Below are 16,898 nucleotides of genomic sequence, written 5' to 3' on the forward strand. Positions count from 1 at the left end.
GGCGCGCCCCGGGAGTCAGCGGCCGCCCGGCCGGACCAGACCCGACTCGTAGGCGAACACCGCCGCCTGGGTCCGGTCGCGCAGGCTCAGCTTCACCAGGATGCGGCCCACATGGGTCTTCACGGTCTGCTCGGCGACGACCAGCCGCCCGGCGATCTCCGCGTTGGACAGGCCCTGCGCGATCAGCACCAGCACCTCCGTCTCCCGCTCGGTCAGGGCGCCGACGCGCTGCCCCAGCGGGGCCCGCCGGGAACCGTCCAGCCGGGAGAACTCGGTGATCAGCCGCCGGGTGACGCCCGGGGCGAGCAGCGCGTCACCGGCCGCCACGACCCGCACGGCCTCGGCCAGCTGGTCCGCCGAGGCGTCCTTGAGCAGGAACCCGGAGGCGCCGGCGCGCAGCGCGTCGTACACGTACTCGTCCAGGTCGAAGGTGGTCAGCACCAGGACCCTGATGTCCGGGTGGTCCTCCGTGATGCGCTGCGTGGCCTCGATGCCGCCCAGGGTGGGCATCCGGATGTCCATCAAAACCACGTCCGGGCTCAGTTCGCCGACCTTGGCGATCGCGTCCAGACCGTCCACCGCCTGCCCGACCACGTCGATGTCGGGCTTGATGTCGAGCAGCACGGTGAAGCCCTGCCGGACCATCTCCTGGTCGTCGGCGATGAGTACGCGGATGGTGCCGGCGCCGCTCGTCATGCGGTCTGTTCTCCTGTCGTGGGCAGATCGGGCAGGGGCGTGGGACGGACCCCGTCCCGGGGGAGGAAGGCCGAGACCGAGAACCCGCCGTCCGGGGTCGCGGCCGCGGTGACACTGCCCCCGAGCATCGTCGCGCGCTCCCGCATGCCGAGCAGCCCGTGCCCGGCGCCCGGGGAGGGCGGGGCGGGGCGTCGCGGGCGGGAGTTGGTCACCGTGAGCCGCAGCCCGTCCGGCACATGCGCGACCTCGACCCGCACCCGGGAACCCGGCGCGTGCCGCAGGGCGTTGCTCAGCGCCTCCTGCACGATCCGGTACGCCGACAGCTCCACGCCCGGACCGCAGGGCCGCACCCTGCCCCGGACCTCGGAGGTGACGTCCAGCCCGGCCGCGCGGGTGTTCTCGATCAGCGCGTCGAGCCGGTCCAGGGTGGGCTGGGGGGCGTCCGGGGCCGCCACGGTGCCGGGGTCCCCCAGGGCGTACGGCTCGTCGGGGTTCTCCGAACGCAGCACCCCCAGCACCCGGCGCAGCTCGGTCAGCGCCTGGACGGCGTTCTCCCGGATGCCCGCCAGGTTCTCGACCAGCTCCCGCGAGGGGTCCTCGACGAGGTGCGGGGCGACCTGCGCCTGGATGGAGATGACCGACATGTGGTGCGCGACCACGTCGTGCAGCTCCCGCGCGATGCGGCTGCGCTCCTCCAGCAGGGTGCGGCGGGCCCGCTCCTCGGCGGTGAGGGTGGTCTGCTCGACGAGTTCGGCGCGTGCCTCCCGGCGGCCGCGCAGGGCGGTGCCGAGCAGCACGACGACCGCGCAGAGGACCACCGTGACGACCCCGGTGGGCTGGTAGTGGGTGGCGCCCCACACGCCTTCCAGGAGGTAGGTGACCAGCACGGTCAGGCCCAGCGCCTCGACCGACACCCGGGTGCGCACCCGCAGCGCGAGCAGCAGCAGGACGAACAGGTGCGCGACGATGCCGGCCGAGCTCCAGGGCCAGGTGAACGTCACGTCGGCCACCATGGCCAGCCTGCCGTGGACGGCCACGGCTCCCACCACGGTCCCGGTCATCGACAGCCACCAGCCCGCGACGGGCCGCCACATCGCCAGGACGACCGCACCGCCCTGCGCGAGCGCGATCAGGAAGGCGGTTTCGGACTCCAGGTGCCCGTTGTCCGCGAGCTGTGCCGCGGCGCCGAGCGTCACCCCGAACGCGACCATGAACAGCAGCCCGTGCGGCAGCCAGCGCAGCCACACGGACGCGGGCAGCGGATCCGCCCGCAGGGTCCACAGGTCCTCGCGCAGCACCCGCATCCGGCGCCGCGACCACCCCGCGAGCGGCAGCAGCAGCCGGCGACCCCGCGTGTCCGTCACGCGGTCCACCCTAGGGCCTCCCCGACAGACGCCGGCCGGACCCTGTCGCCTCGGCCGTCCCGCCGGCGGCCCGGTGCACCCGGACCACCCGCGACGGCCGCGGCCCGCGGCGGGGACCCTGCTCGACGGAGCGGAACACCGCCCAGTACAGGGCCAGCACCGCGGCGAACACCGGCAGCCACAGAAGCCGGGCCGCCACCCAGCCCGGGCCGGCGGGGAGCGTGTGCAGGCCCGGGCAGCGGCCGAGCAGCAGGCCCGCGGCCGTGGTGGTCATCAGGGCCGTCTGGTGCCAGAGGAAGACCGTCATCGCGGAGAGGTTGATCAGCGCGACGGCCGACCAGGCGAGCGGGCGGCTCATCGCCCGCCGCAGGCGGTCGCGCAGGAGCAGGGCCAGGCCGCACTGGGCCAGGCCGAAGGTGACGGCCGCGAGGGTCGGCGGGTCGAGGTTGGAGACCGCCGCGCCGGGGACACCGACCATCGACGCCGGGTAGCCCGCGAAGAGCACGAGGAGCGCCGTGGCCGTCGCACCCGACAGGAGCAGGACCCAGGCCGCGCGGCGGCTGTTCAGCTCGCCCCGGGTCCAGGCGGCGCCGAGCGTGTACGGAACCAGCCAGCCGGCCGCGAGGTTCACCCAGCCCAGCCAGGAGGGGCCGGCGTGCAGGCCGTAGTGCAGGACGTCCACGTGCAGGACGACGGCGAGGGGCCACAGGGGGTTGAGGCGGGTCAGGAGCGGGGTGGCGGCCGTCAGGGCGGCGAACACCAGCAGGAACCACAGTGGGGACAGGGCGAGCTTGACCAGCGTGTGGACGGTGGCCGGCGGCGCCCCGGCCAGCAGCAGGGTGCCCGCGGCCGGTGTCCACAGCAGCAGCAGCGCCGTCACCGGGCGCAGCAGGCGGGCCAGGCGGCCGTGCAGCCACTGACGGTACGTCAGGCCCCGGGCGCGGGCCGAGGCGTGGCTGCGGGTGGCCACGTGGCCGCCGACCAGGAAGAAGACGGCCAGGGTCTGGAACAGCCAGGAGACCGGGGCCAGCCGGGGCATGTGCTGCAGCGGGCTCGCGGTGTGCAGGGTGCCGTCCTGCACGACCAGGGCGGTGACGAGCCAGTGGCCGAGGACGACGCCGAGGATCGCGAAGGCGCGCAGGGCGTCGACCGCGCGGTCGCGGGAGGCGGGGGTGGCCGCGTCGACGCGGTGGGCGGCCCGGCGGACGGCGTTCGTCCTGCCGGCGATGAGTGACCTGGGCTGCTCAGCCATGAGTGACCTCCGTGGGCTCGCCGAGAGTGATCCGGGCGAGGTTCGTGAGGGAGCGGGAGCCCGGCGTGAAGTAGCCGCTGTGCTCGGCGGCACCCGCGTCGAAGACCCGGGCGCCGAAGGCGCGGGAGACCGGGTCGGTGCCGAAGCCGACGGTGGTGAACAGGAGGTCGGCACGCACGTGCGGTACGTGCGCCACCCAGTCCGCGCTGCCGCGCGCCGCCCAGACGCGGGCCCGGGTGTGCAGGGCGGCGGCGGAGTCGGCACCGGTGCCGGGGCTGCCGATCAGGGCGATGTCGTCCACGTCCAGGCCGGGGGCGGTGCGGCCGCAGACCACCGAGCCGTAGGAGTGGCAGAGGAGGGTGATGCGGGTGTGGGCGGGCGTGAGGGCGCGCAACTCGCCGATGAGCGCGCGGAGTCGGGGTGCCGCGTGGTCGGCGCGGGTGGTGGTGGTGACGGTGGTGCTGACCGTGCCCGGGGTTTCGTAGCCGAGCCAGGCGACGACGGCGGGGCGGGTACCGGGTGGGGTGCGGTGCCGGAGCTCGGCGTACAGGGCCGCCGCGGCTAGGTGGAAGCGGGCGTAGGTGTCGAGGGAGGTGTCCGAGCCGGGGACCAGTACGGCGATGCGGTCGGCACGGGTGAGGTCGCCGAGGACCTCGGTGGCCCGGCCCTCGCCTCGGCCGTCGAAGGTGAGGAGGGTGCGGGAGGGGGCGGCGAGGGTGCGGTCGGCGGCGGCTCGGTGGGGGTTGCCGTGGGTGGCGGCCATGTGGGCGGCCCGGGCGGCGTCGTCCCGGTTCGCCGCGTAGGTGGAGTGGAGGGTGGCGGGGGTGAGGGGCGGCAGGGTGGCGGGGGGTGGGGCCGGGACCGTGGGGTGGGCTGTGGCGGTGAGGGTGGTGACGGTGAGAATGGTGAGGAGGGCTTGGAGCCAGCGCCGGCGTCGGTTCCGGTGGTGCTTCGGGTGCGGCCGGGTGGGCGGGGGACCGGCCTCCGGCCGGCTTCGGGTCCCCACCGGCACCACCCGTGCCGCTTTCGCCGTCGTCTGCGGGTGGCCCTCGCGGAACGCCGGCACCGTCGGCGGCTGCGGGGACGTGGTGGGGGGCGGGGGCGGTCCGGGGGGTGCGTCGGGTGTCGTCGGTGGCTGTGGGGGCGGGGTGGGTGGGGTGTGCCCCATGGGTCGGTTCCTTTCCGGGGCCCGGCCATCGGGCTTGTCCGGCAAGGAAGTTAGGGATCGGGGCCTGTCGTCGGCGTCCCGCCAGGGAGCTGTCCCGGGAGGTAGCTCTCAGGTACTACGGGTATGACCGGGCCGGCTCACCAGGCCAGTTGGGCGATCTCCTCCGCCACCACCGCGCAGGCGTCCGCCGCCGGGTCGATCAGCGGGAAGTGGCCCACGTCCTCCAGCAGCGTCAGGCCCACCATCTCACCCGCCTTCGCCGCCGCGTCCGCGTACGACTCCGCCACCGCCTGCGGTACCACCACATCCGCGCGGCCCTGGACCAGCGTCGTCGCGATGCCGGTCGGGAGGAGGAGCACGGGGTCGGCGTACGGCCGCCGCTCCGCGAAGTGATCGTGGCCGCCCAGGAGTTGACGCGCCGCGTCGCCGCAGACGTCCAGCTTCTCGGACACCTCGAAGTCCGCGAGGGGGGCCAGGGCGACCACGCCGCGCAGGACGGCCGGGCCGGCCGTGCGCCAGGGGGCGTCGGCCGGCAGCACGTGGCGGGCCGCTGCCCACAGGGCCAGGTGGCCGCCCGCCGAGTGCCCGGTGAGGACCGTGCGGCGCGGGTCGGCCTGCGGGACGGCCGCCCGGGCCAGGGCAGGCAGCGCGTCCAGGGCGGCGGCGACGTCGTCGAAGGTGTCGGGCCAGCGGCCGGCCGCCTCGGTGCCCGCGTCGCCGCCCCTGCGGTACTCGACGTTGGCCACGGCGAAGCCTCCGCGGGCCAGGAAGTCCGCGAACGGCGTGATGTGGCGACGGTCGTAGCGGGCGCGCCAGGCACCGCCGTGCAGGACGACGACGAGCGGGACGAGGGATGACTCCGTCGTGGTGCGGGGGGCGTAGAAGTCGATCACCTGGTCGGGGTGGTCGCCGTACGCGGCGGTGGCGTCCGGATCGACCGGGGCGTGCGAGAAGGCCGACTCCTCTTCGGCGGCGGCGCGGGCTGCTGCGGCGTCGTCCGGCATGCTCCAACCTCTCAGCGACGGAACGGGTTCGAGACGGGGTTCGGCGGACCAGGGGTTCGCTCTCATCGGCCGTTGGCGGGGACGGTACCAGGGTCTTCACCTGCTGGTGCGGCGCCGAGGGGGGAGACGGGGCCGGCCGTCGCGGTGGCCCCACGGCTCTGCCCGGAGGCGGGGTGCGGCCGGTCGTACCGATCATCACGATGCGGCAGCGGCATCTCACCTCGGGTGGTCACTCCCTTGACTACGGGGGGTGACACACGGTTTGCTCCCAGCCAGCGAGCGCCGACGGGCCGACCGCCCGGCACGGGCTCCGGCGCCTCGCTCTGCCCGTTCCGCCGGCCCGGCCGCACAGCGAGGTCCGCTCCTCATGAACACTCCTCCCCCGCCCGACCGTTCCCCGAGACCCCCGCGCGGCACGACCCTGACCGCCGCCGTCGTCGTCTGCCTGCTGCTCGCCGGCTGCTCCGGCTCCGGCGGGAGCGACGACGCCGGGAGCGGCGCCGGCACCGGCCGGATGAAGGTCACCCTGGTGACGCACGGCGCGCGCGGCGACGCCTTCTGGGAACTGGTGCAGAAGGGGGCCCGGGCGGCGGCGGCCAAGGACGGCGTCGAGCTGACGTACGCCAGCGACTCCGATCCGGCGGGGCAGGCGGAACTGGTCCGGGACGCCGTCCGGGACAAGGCCGACGGCATCGCGGTGACGCTGGCCAAGCCGAGTGCGATGAAGGAGCCGATAGCCCGGGCCAGGGCGGCGGACATCCCCGTGGTCGGTCTCAACTCCGGTATCGACGCCTGGCGTTCGGAGGGCGTGCTGGAGTACTTCGGGCAGGACGAGAGCGTCGCCGGCCGCGCCGTGGGTGACAAGCTGGACGATCTGAAGGCCAAGCACGCCCTGTGCGTCATCCACGAGCGCGGCAATGTCGCCCTGGAGGCGCGCTGCGCGGGCGTGAAGAAGGCGTTCGGCGGCGAGACCGACCTGCTCTACGTGGACGGCACCGACATGAACGCCGTGCAGGACGCGGTGACGGCCCGGCTGCGGCAGGACCCGAGCATCGACGAGGTCGTGACACTGGGTGCCCAGTACGCGCTGGCCGCGGTCACCTCGGTGCGGCAGGCCGGCAGCAGGGCCCGGGTCGTCACGTTCGACCTGAACAAGGACCTGGTGAAGGCGGTGCGGAGCGGCGACGTGCAGTTCGCCGTGGACCAGCAGCCCTACCTCCAGGGCTACCTGGCCGTGGACGCGCTCTGGCTGTACCGCACCAACCGCAACGTCAGCGGCGGCGGAACGGCCCCGGTGCTGACCGGACCCGCGTTCGTCACCAAGGCGAACATCTCCTCGGTCGCGCGGCTCGCCGCCAACGGCACGCGGTGACCGGGCACTTCGTGCGGGGGCACGGCCGGGGATCCGGGACGCGCCGGTGCCCGACGGCCCGGGTACGGATAGCATCCTGCGCACCCTTCGTGCGACACCGGATGCGCGGCCACCCCTCGCGCCCGTACCTCTCCGCCTCCGCCTTCTCCTCCGCCTTCTCCTCCGCCTTCTCCTTCGCCTTCTCCTCCGTCTCCCGATTCGCTCCGCCGACCGTCCCCGCTCCCCTCCTCCCCCGATGATCGCCTAGGACGACGATGTCTCCACGGACAGGCGCCCGGCGCCGTCTCGTCTCCATACGTCTCTCCCTGATCCTGCTGGCGCTGGTCCCGAGCGTCACCCTCGCCGCGGTGTGGGGCGTGACGACGACGCAGATGTTCTCGGAGGGCCTGCGCCTGAGGTCGCAGACCGCCCTGAGCCGGTCGACCGGCGCCATGGGGACCGAGGCGACGCTCGCGCTGCAGCAGGAACGCAGCCTCTCGGCCGCCTGGCTGGCCTCGCGCAAGCCGGCCGACCGCGGCGCGCTGGACACGGCACGGGAGCGGACGGACGCGGCGGTCGCGAAGCTGGTCGGCCAGTCGGCGGCGATCCGCAGGGCGCCCGCCCGCGTCAAGGACCGGATGTACTCGGTCGTCGCCTCGGTGGGCAGCCTGGAGTACTACCGGGACCAGGTGGACGATCCCACCGACATCACCGCCGAGCAGGCGCTCGACCAGTACACCTCGATCATCGACGACCAGATCCAGGCCTTCCAGCAGCTCTCCCAGGTCGACGACGGCGACCTCACCTCGCAGGCCGGCCCGCTGGTCTCGCTGGAACACGCCGCCGAGCAGGTCTCCCAGGAGAACGCGCTGCTCACCCTGGCCTGGCGGTCCGGGCGTCTCGACGACGCGCGGCGGGAGAAGTTCGCCGAGCTGGTCCACGCACGCCGCTGGCTGGTCCAGGACCAGATCGTGCCCTCGCTGCGCGGCAACACGAAGACACAGACCGAGCGCATCCTCCAGGGCGACGACTGGGCCACCCTGCAGAGCATCGAGGACCGGGTGCTGGCCGCCCGGCCGACCGGGAACGGCACGTCCCGCGGGATCACGCTGCCGGCCGCGCGGCAGCAGTGGACCGGCGCGCTGAACCGGGTCTCCGACCAGTACTCGGCGCTCATCCGGCAGCAGACGGCGGACCTGCTCTCCCGCAGCGCCGGCAAGGCGCGCGGGCTGCTGCTCACCGCCGCCTCGCTGAGCGCCGGCGGGCTGCTCGCCCTGCTGGTGTGCGTCGTCATGTCCTGGCGGATCACCCGCTCCCTGTCCCGGCGGCTGCGCGGCCTGCGGGAGGCCACGCTCAGCCTGGCCGAGGAGCGGCTGCCCGACGTGGTGGCCCGGCTGGACCGGGGCGAGAAGGTCGACGTGGACCTGGCGACCCCGCCGCTGGACTACGGCGGCGACGAACTCGGCCAGGTGGCCCAGGCGTTCAACACCGCCCAGCGCACGGCGGTGCACACCGCGGTGGAACTCGCCGACACCCGGCGCGGCTTCCAGAAGGTCATCCTGGGCATCGCCCGGCAGAGCCAGAACCTGGTCAACCTGCAGCTCAGCAAGCTCGACGCGCTGGAGCGCGAACACCAGGACCCGGACGTGCTCAAGGGGCTGTACGAACTGGACTCCACCGCGAGCCAGTTGCGCCGCTACGAGGAGAACCTCGTCATCATCAGCGGCGAGCAGCCCCGGCGCAGCTGGAGCGAACCGGTCGCGCTCATCGACATCCTGCGCAGCGCCGTCGGTGAGGTCGCCGAGTACCAGCGGGTGGAGGTGCACACCGACGAGGAGCTGTGGATCGCCCCGCCCGCGGTGGCGGACGTGATCCATCTGCTGGCCGAGCTGATCGACAACGCGACCGCCTACTCCCCCGCGCCCAGCCCGGTCTGGGTGCGGGCCGCGATGGTGGCCAAGGGGCTGGCGATCGAGATCGAGGACCGGGGCCTCGGGATGTCCGAGGAGGACTACGCCTCGTTCAACGCCCAGTTGGCGGTGCACCCGCAGTTCGACGTGGTGGCGCTGGCCGACGACCTGCGGCTCGGCATGTTCGTGGTCGGGCGGCTCGCCACCCGGCACGGCATCGCGGTCACGCTGCGCCCCTCGCCGTACGGCGGGACGACGGCCATCGTGCTGATCCCGCACGACATCGTGGTGCGGGAGGCTCCCGCCCCCGCCGTCGCACCGGAGGCGACCGCCGGCGAGAGCCCGCCGGCCCCCCGGCCGGCCCCCGCCCGGCCCGTCCTCGCCACGGCGACCTCCGGCACGGGCGCCACCGGCGAGGGCGCGGCCGGGCAGGGACACGGGCTCGCGCCGCTGCCGCGCCGGGTGCCGCAGACGAGTCTCGCCGCCGAACTGCGGGACGAACCGGCCCCGGCCGAGCAGCCCGGCCCGCCCGAGGAGCAGGACTTCACCGCGGAACAGGCCGCGGCCTCCCTGTCCGGCTTCCAACGCGGCACATCCCGCGCCCGCGCCGACGACGCCGCGCCCGAGGAGCCGGACCGGCCCGACCGCGGCGACGACTCCGAACCCGAGGACCCGCAGGCACCGGTCGCCGCCGCGGGGCCGCCCGTCACCGTGACTCCGCCCGCCGACCGCTCATGAAGGACAGTGACATGACACCCCCCGCCCCCGCCACGCACACCCAGCTCGACCAGCTCCTCACCGGACTCGTGGAGCGGGTGGCCGAGGTGAACCACGCCGTCGTGCTCTCCGAGGACGGGCTCGTGGTGAGCAAGTCCACCGGGTTCCCGCGCGACGACGCCGAGCGGCTGGCGGCGACCGCGGCCGGCCTGATGAGCCTCAGCAGGGGCGTCAGCATGGACTTCCGCGGCGGACCGGTGCGCCAGGCCCTCATCGAGATGGCGCACAGCTATCTGATCCTCACCGCCGCCGGACCCGGCGCCCACCTCGTCGTCCTCACCAACCAGGGCGCGGACGTGGGCGTGGTGGCGTACCAGATGAACATGCTGGTGAAGAAGATCGGCGAGCACCTCAGCGCGGCCCCGCGGGCCGGTGCCGCCCCGGCCGGCCCCGGCGAGTGAGGTGAGCGGAGGTGACGCCGGAGGTGACACCGGGGGCCGTCTGGTGCGGCCGTTCACCCTGACCGGCGGACGGACCCGGCCCAGCCGCACCGACTTCACCCTGATCACCACGGTGACGGCGGTGGAGGCACCACCGGCCCACGGCCCGCGCCCGCAGCCGGAGCACGCCCGCATCCTGCGGCTGTGCGAGCGGCCCGTCGTCGTGGCGGAACTCGCCGCGCACCTCGACCTCCCGGTGAGCGTGGTCGTCATCATGCTCTGCGACCTGCTGGAGGCCGGCCGCATCACCGTCCGCCGGCCCCGCTCCGTCTCCGGCAAAACCGACCCGGACCTGCTGAAGAAAGTGAGGGACGGCCTTGGCCGGCTCTGACACCGCCGCCCGCGCGGTTCCGGCGCCCGACACGGTGAAGATCCTCGTCGCCGGCGGGTTCGGCGTGGGCAAGACCACCATGGTCGGCTCGGTCAGCGAGATCGCCCCGCTGCGCACGGAGGAACCGCTGACCGCCGCCGGCCTCGGCGTCGACGACCTCGACGGCATCGAGGAGAAGAAGGCCACCACCGTCGCCCTGGACTTCGGCCGCATCACCATCGGCGACGACCTGGTGCTGTATCTGTTCGGCACGCCCGGGCAGCAGCGGTTCTGGTTCATGTGGAACGACCTGGCCCTCGGCGCGCTCGGCGCCGTGGTGCTCCTCGACGTGCGCCGGCCGCAGACGAGCTTCGCGGCCATCGACTTCTTCGAGCGGCGGCGCATCCCGTTCGTCATCGGGGTCAACGGCTTCCACGGGGTGCACCCCTACCCGCCCGAGGAGATCCGCGACGCCCTGAGCCTGCCGGCGGACGTACCGGTGCTGCTGTGCGACGCCCGGGAGCGGGCCTCGTGCCGGGACGTGCTGATCGCGCTCGTGGACCAGCGGATCGCGTGCGCCGACCGGCGCCCGTGACCCGCCGGACCGGCCACGGGCGCCCCGGGACGCACACCCCCGGGGGCCGCCCGTGCCGGCCGCGCACCGTGCACCGCTAGTCCAGTACCTCCCCCAGCACCCGGGCCGCCCGCTCGACGTCGCCGAAGCCGACGTACAGCGGTGTGAAGCCGAAGCGCAGGACGTCGGGATGGCGGAAGTCGCCCACGACGCCCCGGGCGATCAGCCGCTTCATCACGGCGCCCGCGTCGGCGCAGCGCAGGGCGACCTGGCTGCCCCGGTGCTCGTGGGCCGCCGGGGTGACGGACTCGACCCGGCCGGGGCCGGTGTACGCCGTGACGCACTCGAGGAAGAAGTCCGTCAGGGCCAGGGACTTGCGGCGGACCGCGGCGACGGACACGCCGTCCCAGACCTCCAGGGCCGCCTCCAGGGCCAGCATGGACAGGATGTCCGGGGTGCCGACCCGGCCGCGCAGGGCGCCCGGTGCCGGAGCGTAGGACGGGTCCATGCCGAAGGGCTCGGCGTGCGAGTTCCAGCCGGGCAGCGGCGAGTCGAAGCGGTCCTGCAGGTCGCGGCGGACGTAGAGGTACGCCGGTGAACCCGGGCCCCCGTTCAGGTACTTGTAGGTGCAGCCGACCGCCAGGTCGACGCCGTGCTCGTCCACGCCCACCGGCAGGGCACCCGCGCTGTGGCACAGGTCCCAGACCGCGAGGGCGCCGGCGGCATGGATCGCGGCGGTGAGGGCGGGCAGGTCGTGCAGCCGGCCGGTGCGGTAGTCGACGTGGTTCAGCAGGACGGCCGCCGTCCGGTCGCCCAGCGCCGCCGGGACCTCGGCCGGGGTCACCGCCCGCAGGGTACGGCCCGTCAGCCGGGCCGCCGACTCGGCGATGTAACCGTCCGTCGGGAAGGTCGTCGCGTCGACCAGGATCTCGTCCCGGTCCTCGCCCGCCATGCGGACGGCGCCGACCAGTGCCTTGAAGACGTTGACGCTGGTGGAGTCCCCGACCACGATCTGGCCCGGTGCCGCGCCGACCAGCGGGGCGATCCGGTCGCCGATCCGCTCCGGCGCCGTCCACCAGCCGCTCTCCTCCCAGGAGCGGATGCGCAGCTCGCCCCACTGCCTGCGGACGACGTCCTCGACCCGGCCCGGCACGTTCGCGGGCAGGGCGCCGAGGGAGTTGCCGTCCAGGTACACGGCCTCGTCGAGGACGAAACGGGAGCGCAGCGCGGCCAACTCGTCCGCGCCGTCCAGCTTTTCCGCGCGTACGGCGAGCTCAGACATGGGACCTCGCCGTCCACAGCTCGGGGAACACGTTCTTGCGGGCACGCTTCTCCAGCCAGGCCACACCGGCGGAGCCGCCCGTGCCGGCCTTGGCGCCCATCGCGCGGCGCGTGGCGACCAGGTGGTCGTTGCGCCATCGCCACACCAGCTCGGCCACGTCGGTCAACGCCTCGCCCAGCCGCGCCAGTTCGGCGTGCTCCTCGCCGGAGTACACCGCCGTCCAGGCGGCCTCGACGGCGTCCGAGTGCTCGTAGCGCCGGGAGACGTCCCGGTGCAGCACCTCGTCCGGGATCGCGTGGCCGCGGCGCGCGAGGAGCCGTACGACCTCGTCGTACAGGCTCGGCTCGTGCAGTGCCTTCTCCAGTTCGGCGTGGGCGCGCGGGGCGCCGCGGTGCGGGACGAGCATGGACGCGGACTTCTCGCCGAGCAGGAACTCCAGGCGGCGGTACATCGCCGACTGGAAGCCGGAGCCCTCGCCGAGGGCGCCGCGGTAGGAGTTGAACTGTGCCGGGGTGAGCTGGCCGAGCGGCTTCCAGGAGGCGTTGAGGGCCTCCAGTTCGCGGACGGAGCGCTTCAGCGCGGCCACGGCGGTCGGGACGTCGTCCCGGCGCAGGGCCTGCGCGGCCGTCTCCCACTCGTGCACGAGGACCGTGAACCACAGCTCCATGACCTGGGTCGTGACCAGGAAGACCATCTCCCCGGGATCGTCGGAGAGGGTGTGCTGGAGGTGGGTGAGCACGTCCGCCTTGACGTAGTCCTCGTACGGCGTCGTACCGGCGAAGTCGAGGTTCGGGTCGAGATGCGGGGTCTCGGGCTCAGCGGCCTCGGAAGGGGGGTGAGCCTGGTGGGACATCGCTGTCTCCTGTTGTTACTCCGGGTAGCGGTCCGCCCCTGCCGATGCCGGCACGGGGGCCCCGGTCCCCACCCCGCATCCTCCGCAATCACTCCGGTATCGGCAAGGCCCGTCTGCTGCCAGACGGGCCACAGGGATCTCCCGTACGGGTCAGCCGAGGGTCTGGGCCGCCGTCGGGGAGGAGTCCTTCAGGAACTGGGTGCAGCGCTCGTACTCCTCCTGCTCGCCGATCGCCTGTGCGGCGCGGGCGAGGGCGTGCAGGGCGCGCAGGAAGCCGCGGTTGGGCTCGTGCTCCCAGGGGACGGGGCCGTGCCCCTTCCACCCGCTGCGCCGCAGCGCGTCCAGGCCGCGGTGGTAACCCGTACGGGCGTAGGCGTACGACTCCACGACCGAGCCCCGCTCGAACGCCTCGTCGGCCAGCTGGGCCCAGGCGAGCGAGGAGGTCGGGTACTGGGCGGCGACATCCGCGGGCGCGGTGCCGTTCGCGAGCAGCCGGCGGGGCTCCGGGTCGTCGGGCAGGTGGGTCGGGGGCGGGCCGCCGAGGAGGTTCTCGTGAATCGTCATGGGATCAGTCTCGCGCACGCGGCCGGCCACAGCCACGTGCGGCCCGAGTGGCCGGGCGGTACCGCAATCCAGGGACCTAGGGACGGCGCCCGGACTCCAGCGGGGGTGTCGTCACATTGCCGTGGGTCCGGCATTCGGGCCGGCGGCACCCCGGCTCCGGGCGGCGGACCAGCGCAAACGCCAGGGCGGAGCCCAGGACCAGCACCGCCGAGCAGATCGGCATCGCCCGGTCGAACGCCGCGTCGAAGGCCGCCGGGAGGCGATACGCCTCGGGGCCCATCCCCGCCAGCAGCGGCAGCGCGGCCACCGCCACCAGCCCCGCCGCCCTCGCCGCCGCGTTGTTGATGCCGCTCGCCAGGCCCGCCCGTGCGGTGTCGACCGAGGCGAGGACCGTGGCCGTCAGCGGCGCGACCAGGGTGACCATGCCGGCGCCCATCACCAGCAGCGCGGGCAGGACGTCCGTCAGGTAGTCCGCGCCTCTGCCCACGCGCAGCATCAGCAGCATCGCCGCCGCGCACAGCAGCGGCCCCACGGTGAGCGGCAGACGCGGCCCCGTACGGTCGGCCAGCGCGCCCGAGCGGGCGGAGAACAGCAGCATCAGCACGGTCGTGGGCAGCAGCGCCGTACCGGCGGCGAGCGGGGAGTAGCCGGCCACGACCTGGAGCTGGAGGGCGGTGAGGAAGAAGAAGCCGCCGAACGCCGCGTACACGCACAGCGTGACCAGGTTGACGGCCGTGAACTGGCGCGAGGCGAAGATGTCCGGCGGCAGCATCGGATCGGCGCGGTGTCTCTCGACGTACACGAAGGCCACCGCCGCCGCCAGGCCCGCCACCCCGCTCAGGACCACCGCCGGGGAACCGCCGCGGGCCTCGATGAGCGCGTACGTCAGCAGGGCCAGGGCCAGGGCTCCCAGCGCCGCCCCGAGGACGTCGAAGCGGCCGTGGGCGGAGCCGGAGGCGGACTCCGGCACATGGCGCAGCGCGACCGGCACGCACAGCGCGGCCAGCGGCACGTTGAGCAGGAACACCCAGCGCCAGCCGGGGCCGTCCACCAGCCAGCCGCCCAGGAACGGGCCGACGGCCGCGCCGATGCCGCCGAAGCCGGACCACAGGCCGACGGCGCGGCTGCGGTCGTCGGGATGGAAGGAGGCCTGGATGAGCGCCAGGGAGCCCGGGGTGAGGAGCGCGCCGCCGATGCCCTGCAGCGCGCGGGCGGCGACGAGGACGCCGGACGTCGGCGCCAGCCCGCACAGCAGCGAGGCCGCCGCGAACCACACGACGCCGACGGTGAAGACCTTGCGGCGGCCGTAGTGGTCGCCCAGTGAACCGCCCAGCAGGATCAGCCCGGCCAGCGTGACCATGTACGCGTTGACGGTCCACTGCAGCGCGGCGAGGCTCGCGTCCAGGTCACGGCCGATGCGCGGCAGCGCCACGTTGACGACGGTCGAGTCCAGCATGGCCATGCTGGAGCCGAGGACGGTGGTCAGCAGGATCCACTTGCCCTGGGGCGAGGCCAGCCGGACGTCGGGCACCTCCCCAGGTATACAGCGGGCCCGACGGCAAGGACAGCCGCCGGGCCCACCGCGGGGTACCGCTTACTTGATCTTGTTGCCCGCCGAGCGCAGGTTCTGCGTGGCCTCGACGACACGCGCGGCCATGGACGCCTCGGCCAGCTTGCCCCAGGTCCGCGGGTCGTAGGTCTTCTTGTCGCCGACCTCGCCGTCGACCTTCAGGACGCCGTCGTAGTTCTTGAACATGTGGGCGGCGACCGGACGGGTGAAGGCGTACTGGGTGTCCGTGTCGATGTTCATCTTCACGACGCCGTTCTCCAGCGCGGTCAGGATCTCCTGCTCGGTGGAGCCGGAGCCGCCGTGGAAGACGAAGTCGAACGGGGACTGCTTGCCGAACTTGGCGGCGACGCCCTCGTTCAGCTCCTTCAGCAGCTCGGGGCGGAGCACGACGTTGCCCGGCTTGTACACGCCGTGCACGTTGCCGAAGGACGCGGCCAGCAGGTAGCGGCCCTTCTCGCCCAGACCCAGGGCCTCGGCGGTGCGGATCGCGTCGTCGACCGTGGTGTAGAGGGAGTCGTTGATCTCGTGGGAGACGCCGTCCTCCTCGCCACCGGTCGGGGTGATCTCCACCTCGAGGATGATGTTGGCGCGGCGGGCCTGCTCCAGCAGCTCCTGGGCGATCTCCAGGTTGTCGGCGAGGGTCTCGGCGGAGCCGTCCCACATGTGCGACTGGAACAGCGGGTGCCTGCCGGCCTTCACGCGCTCCTCGGACAGCGCGAGCAGCGGACGTACGTACCCGTCGAGCTTGTCCTTCGGGCAGTGGTCGGTGTGCAGCGCGATGTTGACCGGGTACTTCTCGGCGAGGATGTGCGCGTACTCGGCGAGCGCGACCGCGCCGGTCACCATGTCCTTGCTGTACTGGCCGCCCAGGAACTCGGCGCCACCGGTCGAGATCTGGACGATGCCGTCGCTCTCCGCCTCCGCGAAGCCGCGCAGGGCAGCGTTCAGGGTCTGGCTCGAGGTGACGTTGATGGCCGGGTAGGCGAACTTGCCTGCCTTCGCCCGGTCGAGCATCTCGTTGTAGACCTCGGGGGTTGCGATGGGCATCTGTCCGCTCCTCGTGTTGCGGGGTGGGTACTGCGTTTTCGGCCCTGACCTAGACCTTGGGATGCGACGTCATCGTCGTCCCCATCTTTCCAGACATGACCCGATGCTCGGCGCTCCGGTCAAGCCACGGGCAAGTCCAGGTCAAACCCGCGCGTCAGTCCAGACCCAGTTCATCCTTCGAGAAGGCGAAGCGGTAGGGGACACCCGCGCCGGCCTCGATCTTCTCGGCGGCGCCCGTGGCCCGGTCCACGATGGTCGCGACGGCGACGACCTCGGCGCCCGCCTCGCGCACGGCCTCCACGGCGGTGAGCGGTGAACCGCCGGTGGTCGAGGTGTCCTCGACGACCAGTACCCGACGGCCCGCGATCTCCGGGCCCTCCACGCGCCGCTGCAGCCCGTGCGCCTTCGCCGCCTTGCGTACGACGAAGGCGTCCAGCTTCTTCCCGCGCGCGGCGGCGGCGTGCAGCATGGCGGCGGCGACCGGGTCGGCGCCCATGGTGAGCCCGCCCACCGCGTCGAAGTCCAGGTCCTCGGTCAGGTCCAGCAGCACCTGACCGACCAGCGGCGCGGCCTCGCCGTCCAGAGTGATGCGGCGCAGGTCGACGTAGTAGTCCGCCTCGAGCCCCGACGACAGGGTCACCTTGCCGTGCACCACGGCCTTGTCCTTGATCTGCTGCAGCAGCGCGCCACGTGTGCCCGGCGGCATTGCTTCGTTGACGTCCGTCATGCCGACCAG

Annotated in this window: 16 protein-coding genes; 5 read left to right on the forward strand and 11 right to left on the reverse strand. The window is 73.6% G+C overall.

Features of this window, described 5'->3' with window-relative positions:
* Positions 1–15: 15 nt before the first annotated feature.
* The 5 genes from ACZ404_RS17150 to ACZ404_RS17170 form a co-directional block, all read right to left on the reverse strand.
* Positions 16–696: a response regulator gene (locus ACZ404_RS17150; protein ID WP_468440521.1), complete on the reverse strand. Its 681-nt coding sequence runs from the start codon at positions 694–696 to the stop codon at positions 16–18.
* Positions 693–2,000 carry a sensor histidine kinase gene (locus tag ACZ404_RS17155; RefSeq protein ID WP_468440617.1) on the reverse strand — a complete coding sequence of 436 codons (1,308 nt, stop codon included), beginning with the start codon at positions 1,998–2,000 and terminating at the stop codon, positions 693–695. The genes ACZ404_RS17150 and ACZ404_RS17155 overlap by 4 nt, the downstream gene beginning before the upstream one ends.
* A gap of 70 nt (positions 2,001–2,070) precedes the next feature.
* Complete coding sequence (locus tag ACZ404_RS17160; protein WP_468440523.1) at positions 2,071–3,312, reverse strand: acyltransferase family protein; 1,242 nt, start codon at positions 3,310–3,312, stop codon at positions 2,071–2,073.
* Positions 3,305–4,480, reverse strand: a complete 1,176-nt coding sequence (locus tag ACZ404_RS17165; RefSeq protein ID WP_468440525.1) for an alpha/beta hydrolase — start codon at positions 4,478–4,480, stop codon at positions 3,305–3,307. The genes ACZ404_RS17160 and ACZ404_RS17165 overlap by 8 nt, the downstream gene beginning before the upstream one ends.
* Positions 4,481–4,617: 137 nt before the next feature.
* Positions 4,618–5,484 carry an alpha/beta hydrolase gene (locus ACZ404_RS17170; RefSeq protein ID WP_468440527.1) on the reverse strand — a complete coding sequence of 289 codons (867 nt, stop codon included), beginning with the start codon at positions 5,482–5,484 and terminating at the stop codon, positions 4,618–4,620.
* A gap of 367 nt (positions 5,485–5,851) precedes the next feature.
* Between ACZ404_RS17170 and ACZ404_RS17175 the strand changes: the two genes are divergently transcribed.
* From ACZ404_RS17175 to ACZ404_RS17195, 5 genes are all read left to right on the forward strand, one after another.
* Positions 5,852–6,856, forward strand: coding sequence for a substrate-binding domain-containing protein (locus tag ACZ404_RS17175; protein WP_468440529.1), 1,005 nt, complete (start codon positions 5,852–5,854; stop codon positions 6,854–6,856).
* A 254-nt stretch (positions 6,857–7,110) separates the two neighbouring features.
* Positions 7,111–9,483, forward strand: coding sequence for a sensor histidine kinase (locus tag ACZ404_RS17180; protein ID WP_468440531.1), 2,373 nt, complete (start codon positions 7,111–7,113; stop codon positions 9,481–9,483).
* An 11-nt stretch (positions 9,484–9,494) separates the two neighbouring features.
* Complete coding sequence (locus ACZ404_RS17185; RefSeq protein WP_468440533.1) at positions 9,495–9,923, forward strand: roadblock/LC7 domain-containing protein; 429 nt, start codon at positions 9,495–9,497, stop codon at positions 9,921–9,923.
* Between the two features lies 1 nt (position 9,924).
* The gene (locus ACZ404_RS17190) at positions 9,925–10,293 is read left to right on the forward strand and encodes a DUF742 domain-containing protein (RefSeq protein ID WP_468440535.1); all 369 of its coding nucleotides are present in this window, start codon (positions 9,925–9,927) and stop codon (positions 10,291–10,293) included.
* Positions 10,280–10,867: a GTP-binding protein gene (locus ACZ404_RS17195; RefSeq protein WP_468440537.1), complete on the forward strand. Its 588-nt coding sequence runs from the start codon at positions 10,280–10,282 to the stop codon at positions 10,865–10,867. The genes ACZ404_RS17190 and ACZ404_RS17195 overlap by 14 nt, the downstream gene beginning before the upstream one ends.
* Positions 10,868–10,943: 76 nt before the next feature.
* On the opposite strand, the gene kynU is transcribed toward ACZ404_RS17195, so the two are convergent.
* The 6 genes from kynU to pyrE form a co-directional block, all read right to left on the reverse strand.
* On the reverse strand, positions 10,944–12,128 hold the full coding sequence (gene kynU, locus ACZ404_RS17200) for a kynureninase (protein WP_468440539.1): 1,185 nt from the start codon (positions 12,126–12,128) through the stop codon (positions 10,944–10,946).
* Positions 12,121–12,981, reverse strand: coding sequence for a tryptophan 2,3-dioxygenase family protein (locus ACZ404_RS17205; protein WP_468440541.1), 861 nt, complete (start codon positions 12,979–12,981; stop codon positions 12,121–12,123). Before ACZ404_RS17205 ends, kynU begins: the two co-directional genes overlap by 8 nt.
* A gap of 150 nt (positions 12,982–13,131) precedes the next feature.
* Positions 13,132–13,545, reverse strand: coding sequence for a DUF3151 domain-containing protein (locus tag ACZ404_RS17210; protein WP_468440543.1), 414 nt, complete (start codon positions 13,543–13,545; stop codon positions 13,132–13,134).
* 76 nt (positions 13,546–13,621) lie between these two features.
* Positions 13,622–15,076, reverse strand: a complete 1,455-nt coding sequence (locus tag ACZ404_RS17215) for an MFS transporter (RefSeq protein WP_468440545.1) — start codon at positions 15,074–15,076, stop codon at positions 13,622–13,624.
* 63 nt (positions 15,077–15,139) lie between these two features.
* A complete protein-coding gene (fbaA, locus tag ACZ404_RS17220) occupies positions 15,140–16,162 on the reverse strand; it encodes a class II fructose-bisphosphate aldolase (protein WP_468440547.1) in 1,023 nt (340 codons plus the stop codon).
* 154 nt (positions 16,163–16,316) lie between these two features.
* Entirely contained in the window at positions 16,317–16,889 is a 573-nt protein-coding gene (gene pyrE / locus ACZ404_RS17225; RefSeq protein WP_468440549.1) for an orotate phosphoribosyltransferase, read from the reverse strand.
* Positions 16,890–16,898 lie beyond the last annotated feature (9 nt).

This window comes from Streptomyces sp. NPDC030798, assembly GCF_055572275.1.

Excerpts from the sequence above, each read along its gene's own strand:
- ACZ404_RS17150 (WP_468440521.1), bottom strand. The coding sequence starts at position 696 with ATGACGAGCGGCGCCGGCACCATCCGCGTACTCATCGCCGACGACCAG.
- ACZ404_RS17155 (WP_468440617.1), bottom strand. The coding sequence starts at position 2,000 with ATGCGGGTGCTGCGCGAGGACCTGTGGACCCTGCGGGCGGATCCGCTG.
- ACZ404_RS17160 (WP_468440523.1), bottom strand. The coding sequence starts at position 3,312 with ATGGCTGAGCAGCCCAGGTCACTCATCGCCGGCAGGACGAACGCCGTC.
- ACZ404_RS17165 (WP_468440525.1), bottom strand. The coding sequence starts at position 4,480 with ATGGGGCACACCCCACCCACCCCGCCCCCACAGCCACCGACGACACCC.
- ACZ404_RS17170 (WP_468440527.1), bottom strand. The coding sequence starts at position 5,484 with ATGCCGGACGACGCCGCAGCAGCCCGCGCCGCCGCCGAAGAGGAGTCG.
- ACZ404_RS17175 (WP_468440529.1), top strand. The coding sequence starts at position 5,852 with ATGAACACTCCTCCCCCGCCCGACCGTTCCCCGAGACCCCCGCGCGGC.
- ACZ404_RS17180 (WP_468440531.1), top strand. The coding sequence starts at position 7,111 with ATGTCTCCACGGACAGGCGCCCGGCGCCGTCTCGTCTCCATACGTCTC.
- ACZ404_RS17185 (WP_468440533.1), top strand. The coding sequence starts at position 9,495 with ATGACACCCCCCGCCCCCGCCACGCACACCCAGCTCGACCAGCTCCTC.
- kynU (WP_468440539.1), bottom strand. The coding sequence starts at position 12,128 with ATGTCTGAGCTCGCCGTACGCGCGGAAAAGCTGGACGGCGCGGACGAG.
- ACZ404_RS17205 (WP_468440541.1), bottom strand. The coding sequence starts at position 12,981 with ATGTCCCACCAGGCTCACCCCCCTTCCGAGGCCGCTGAGCCCGAGACC.
- ACZ404_RS17210 (WP_468440543.1), bottom strand. The coding sequence starts at position 13,545 with ATGACGATTCACGAGAACCTCCTCGGCGGCCCGCCCCCGACCCACCTG.
- fbaA (WP_468440547.1), bottom strand. The coding sequence starts at position 16,162 with ATGCCCATCGCAACCCCCGAGGTCTACAACGAGATGCTCGACCGGGCG.
- pyrE (WP_468440549.1), bottom strand. The coding sequence starts at position 16,889 with ATGACGGACGTCAACGAAGCAATGCCGCCGGGCACACGTGGCGCGCTG.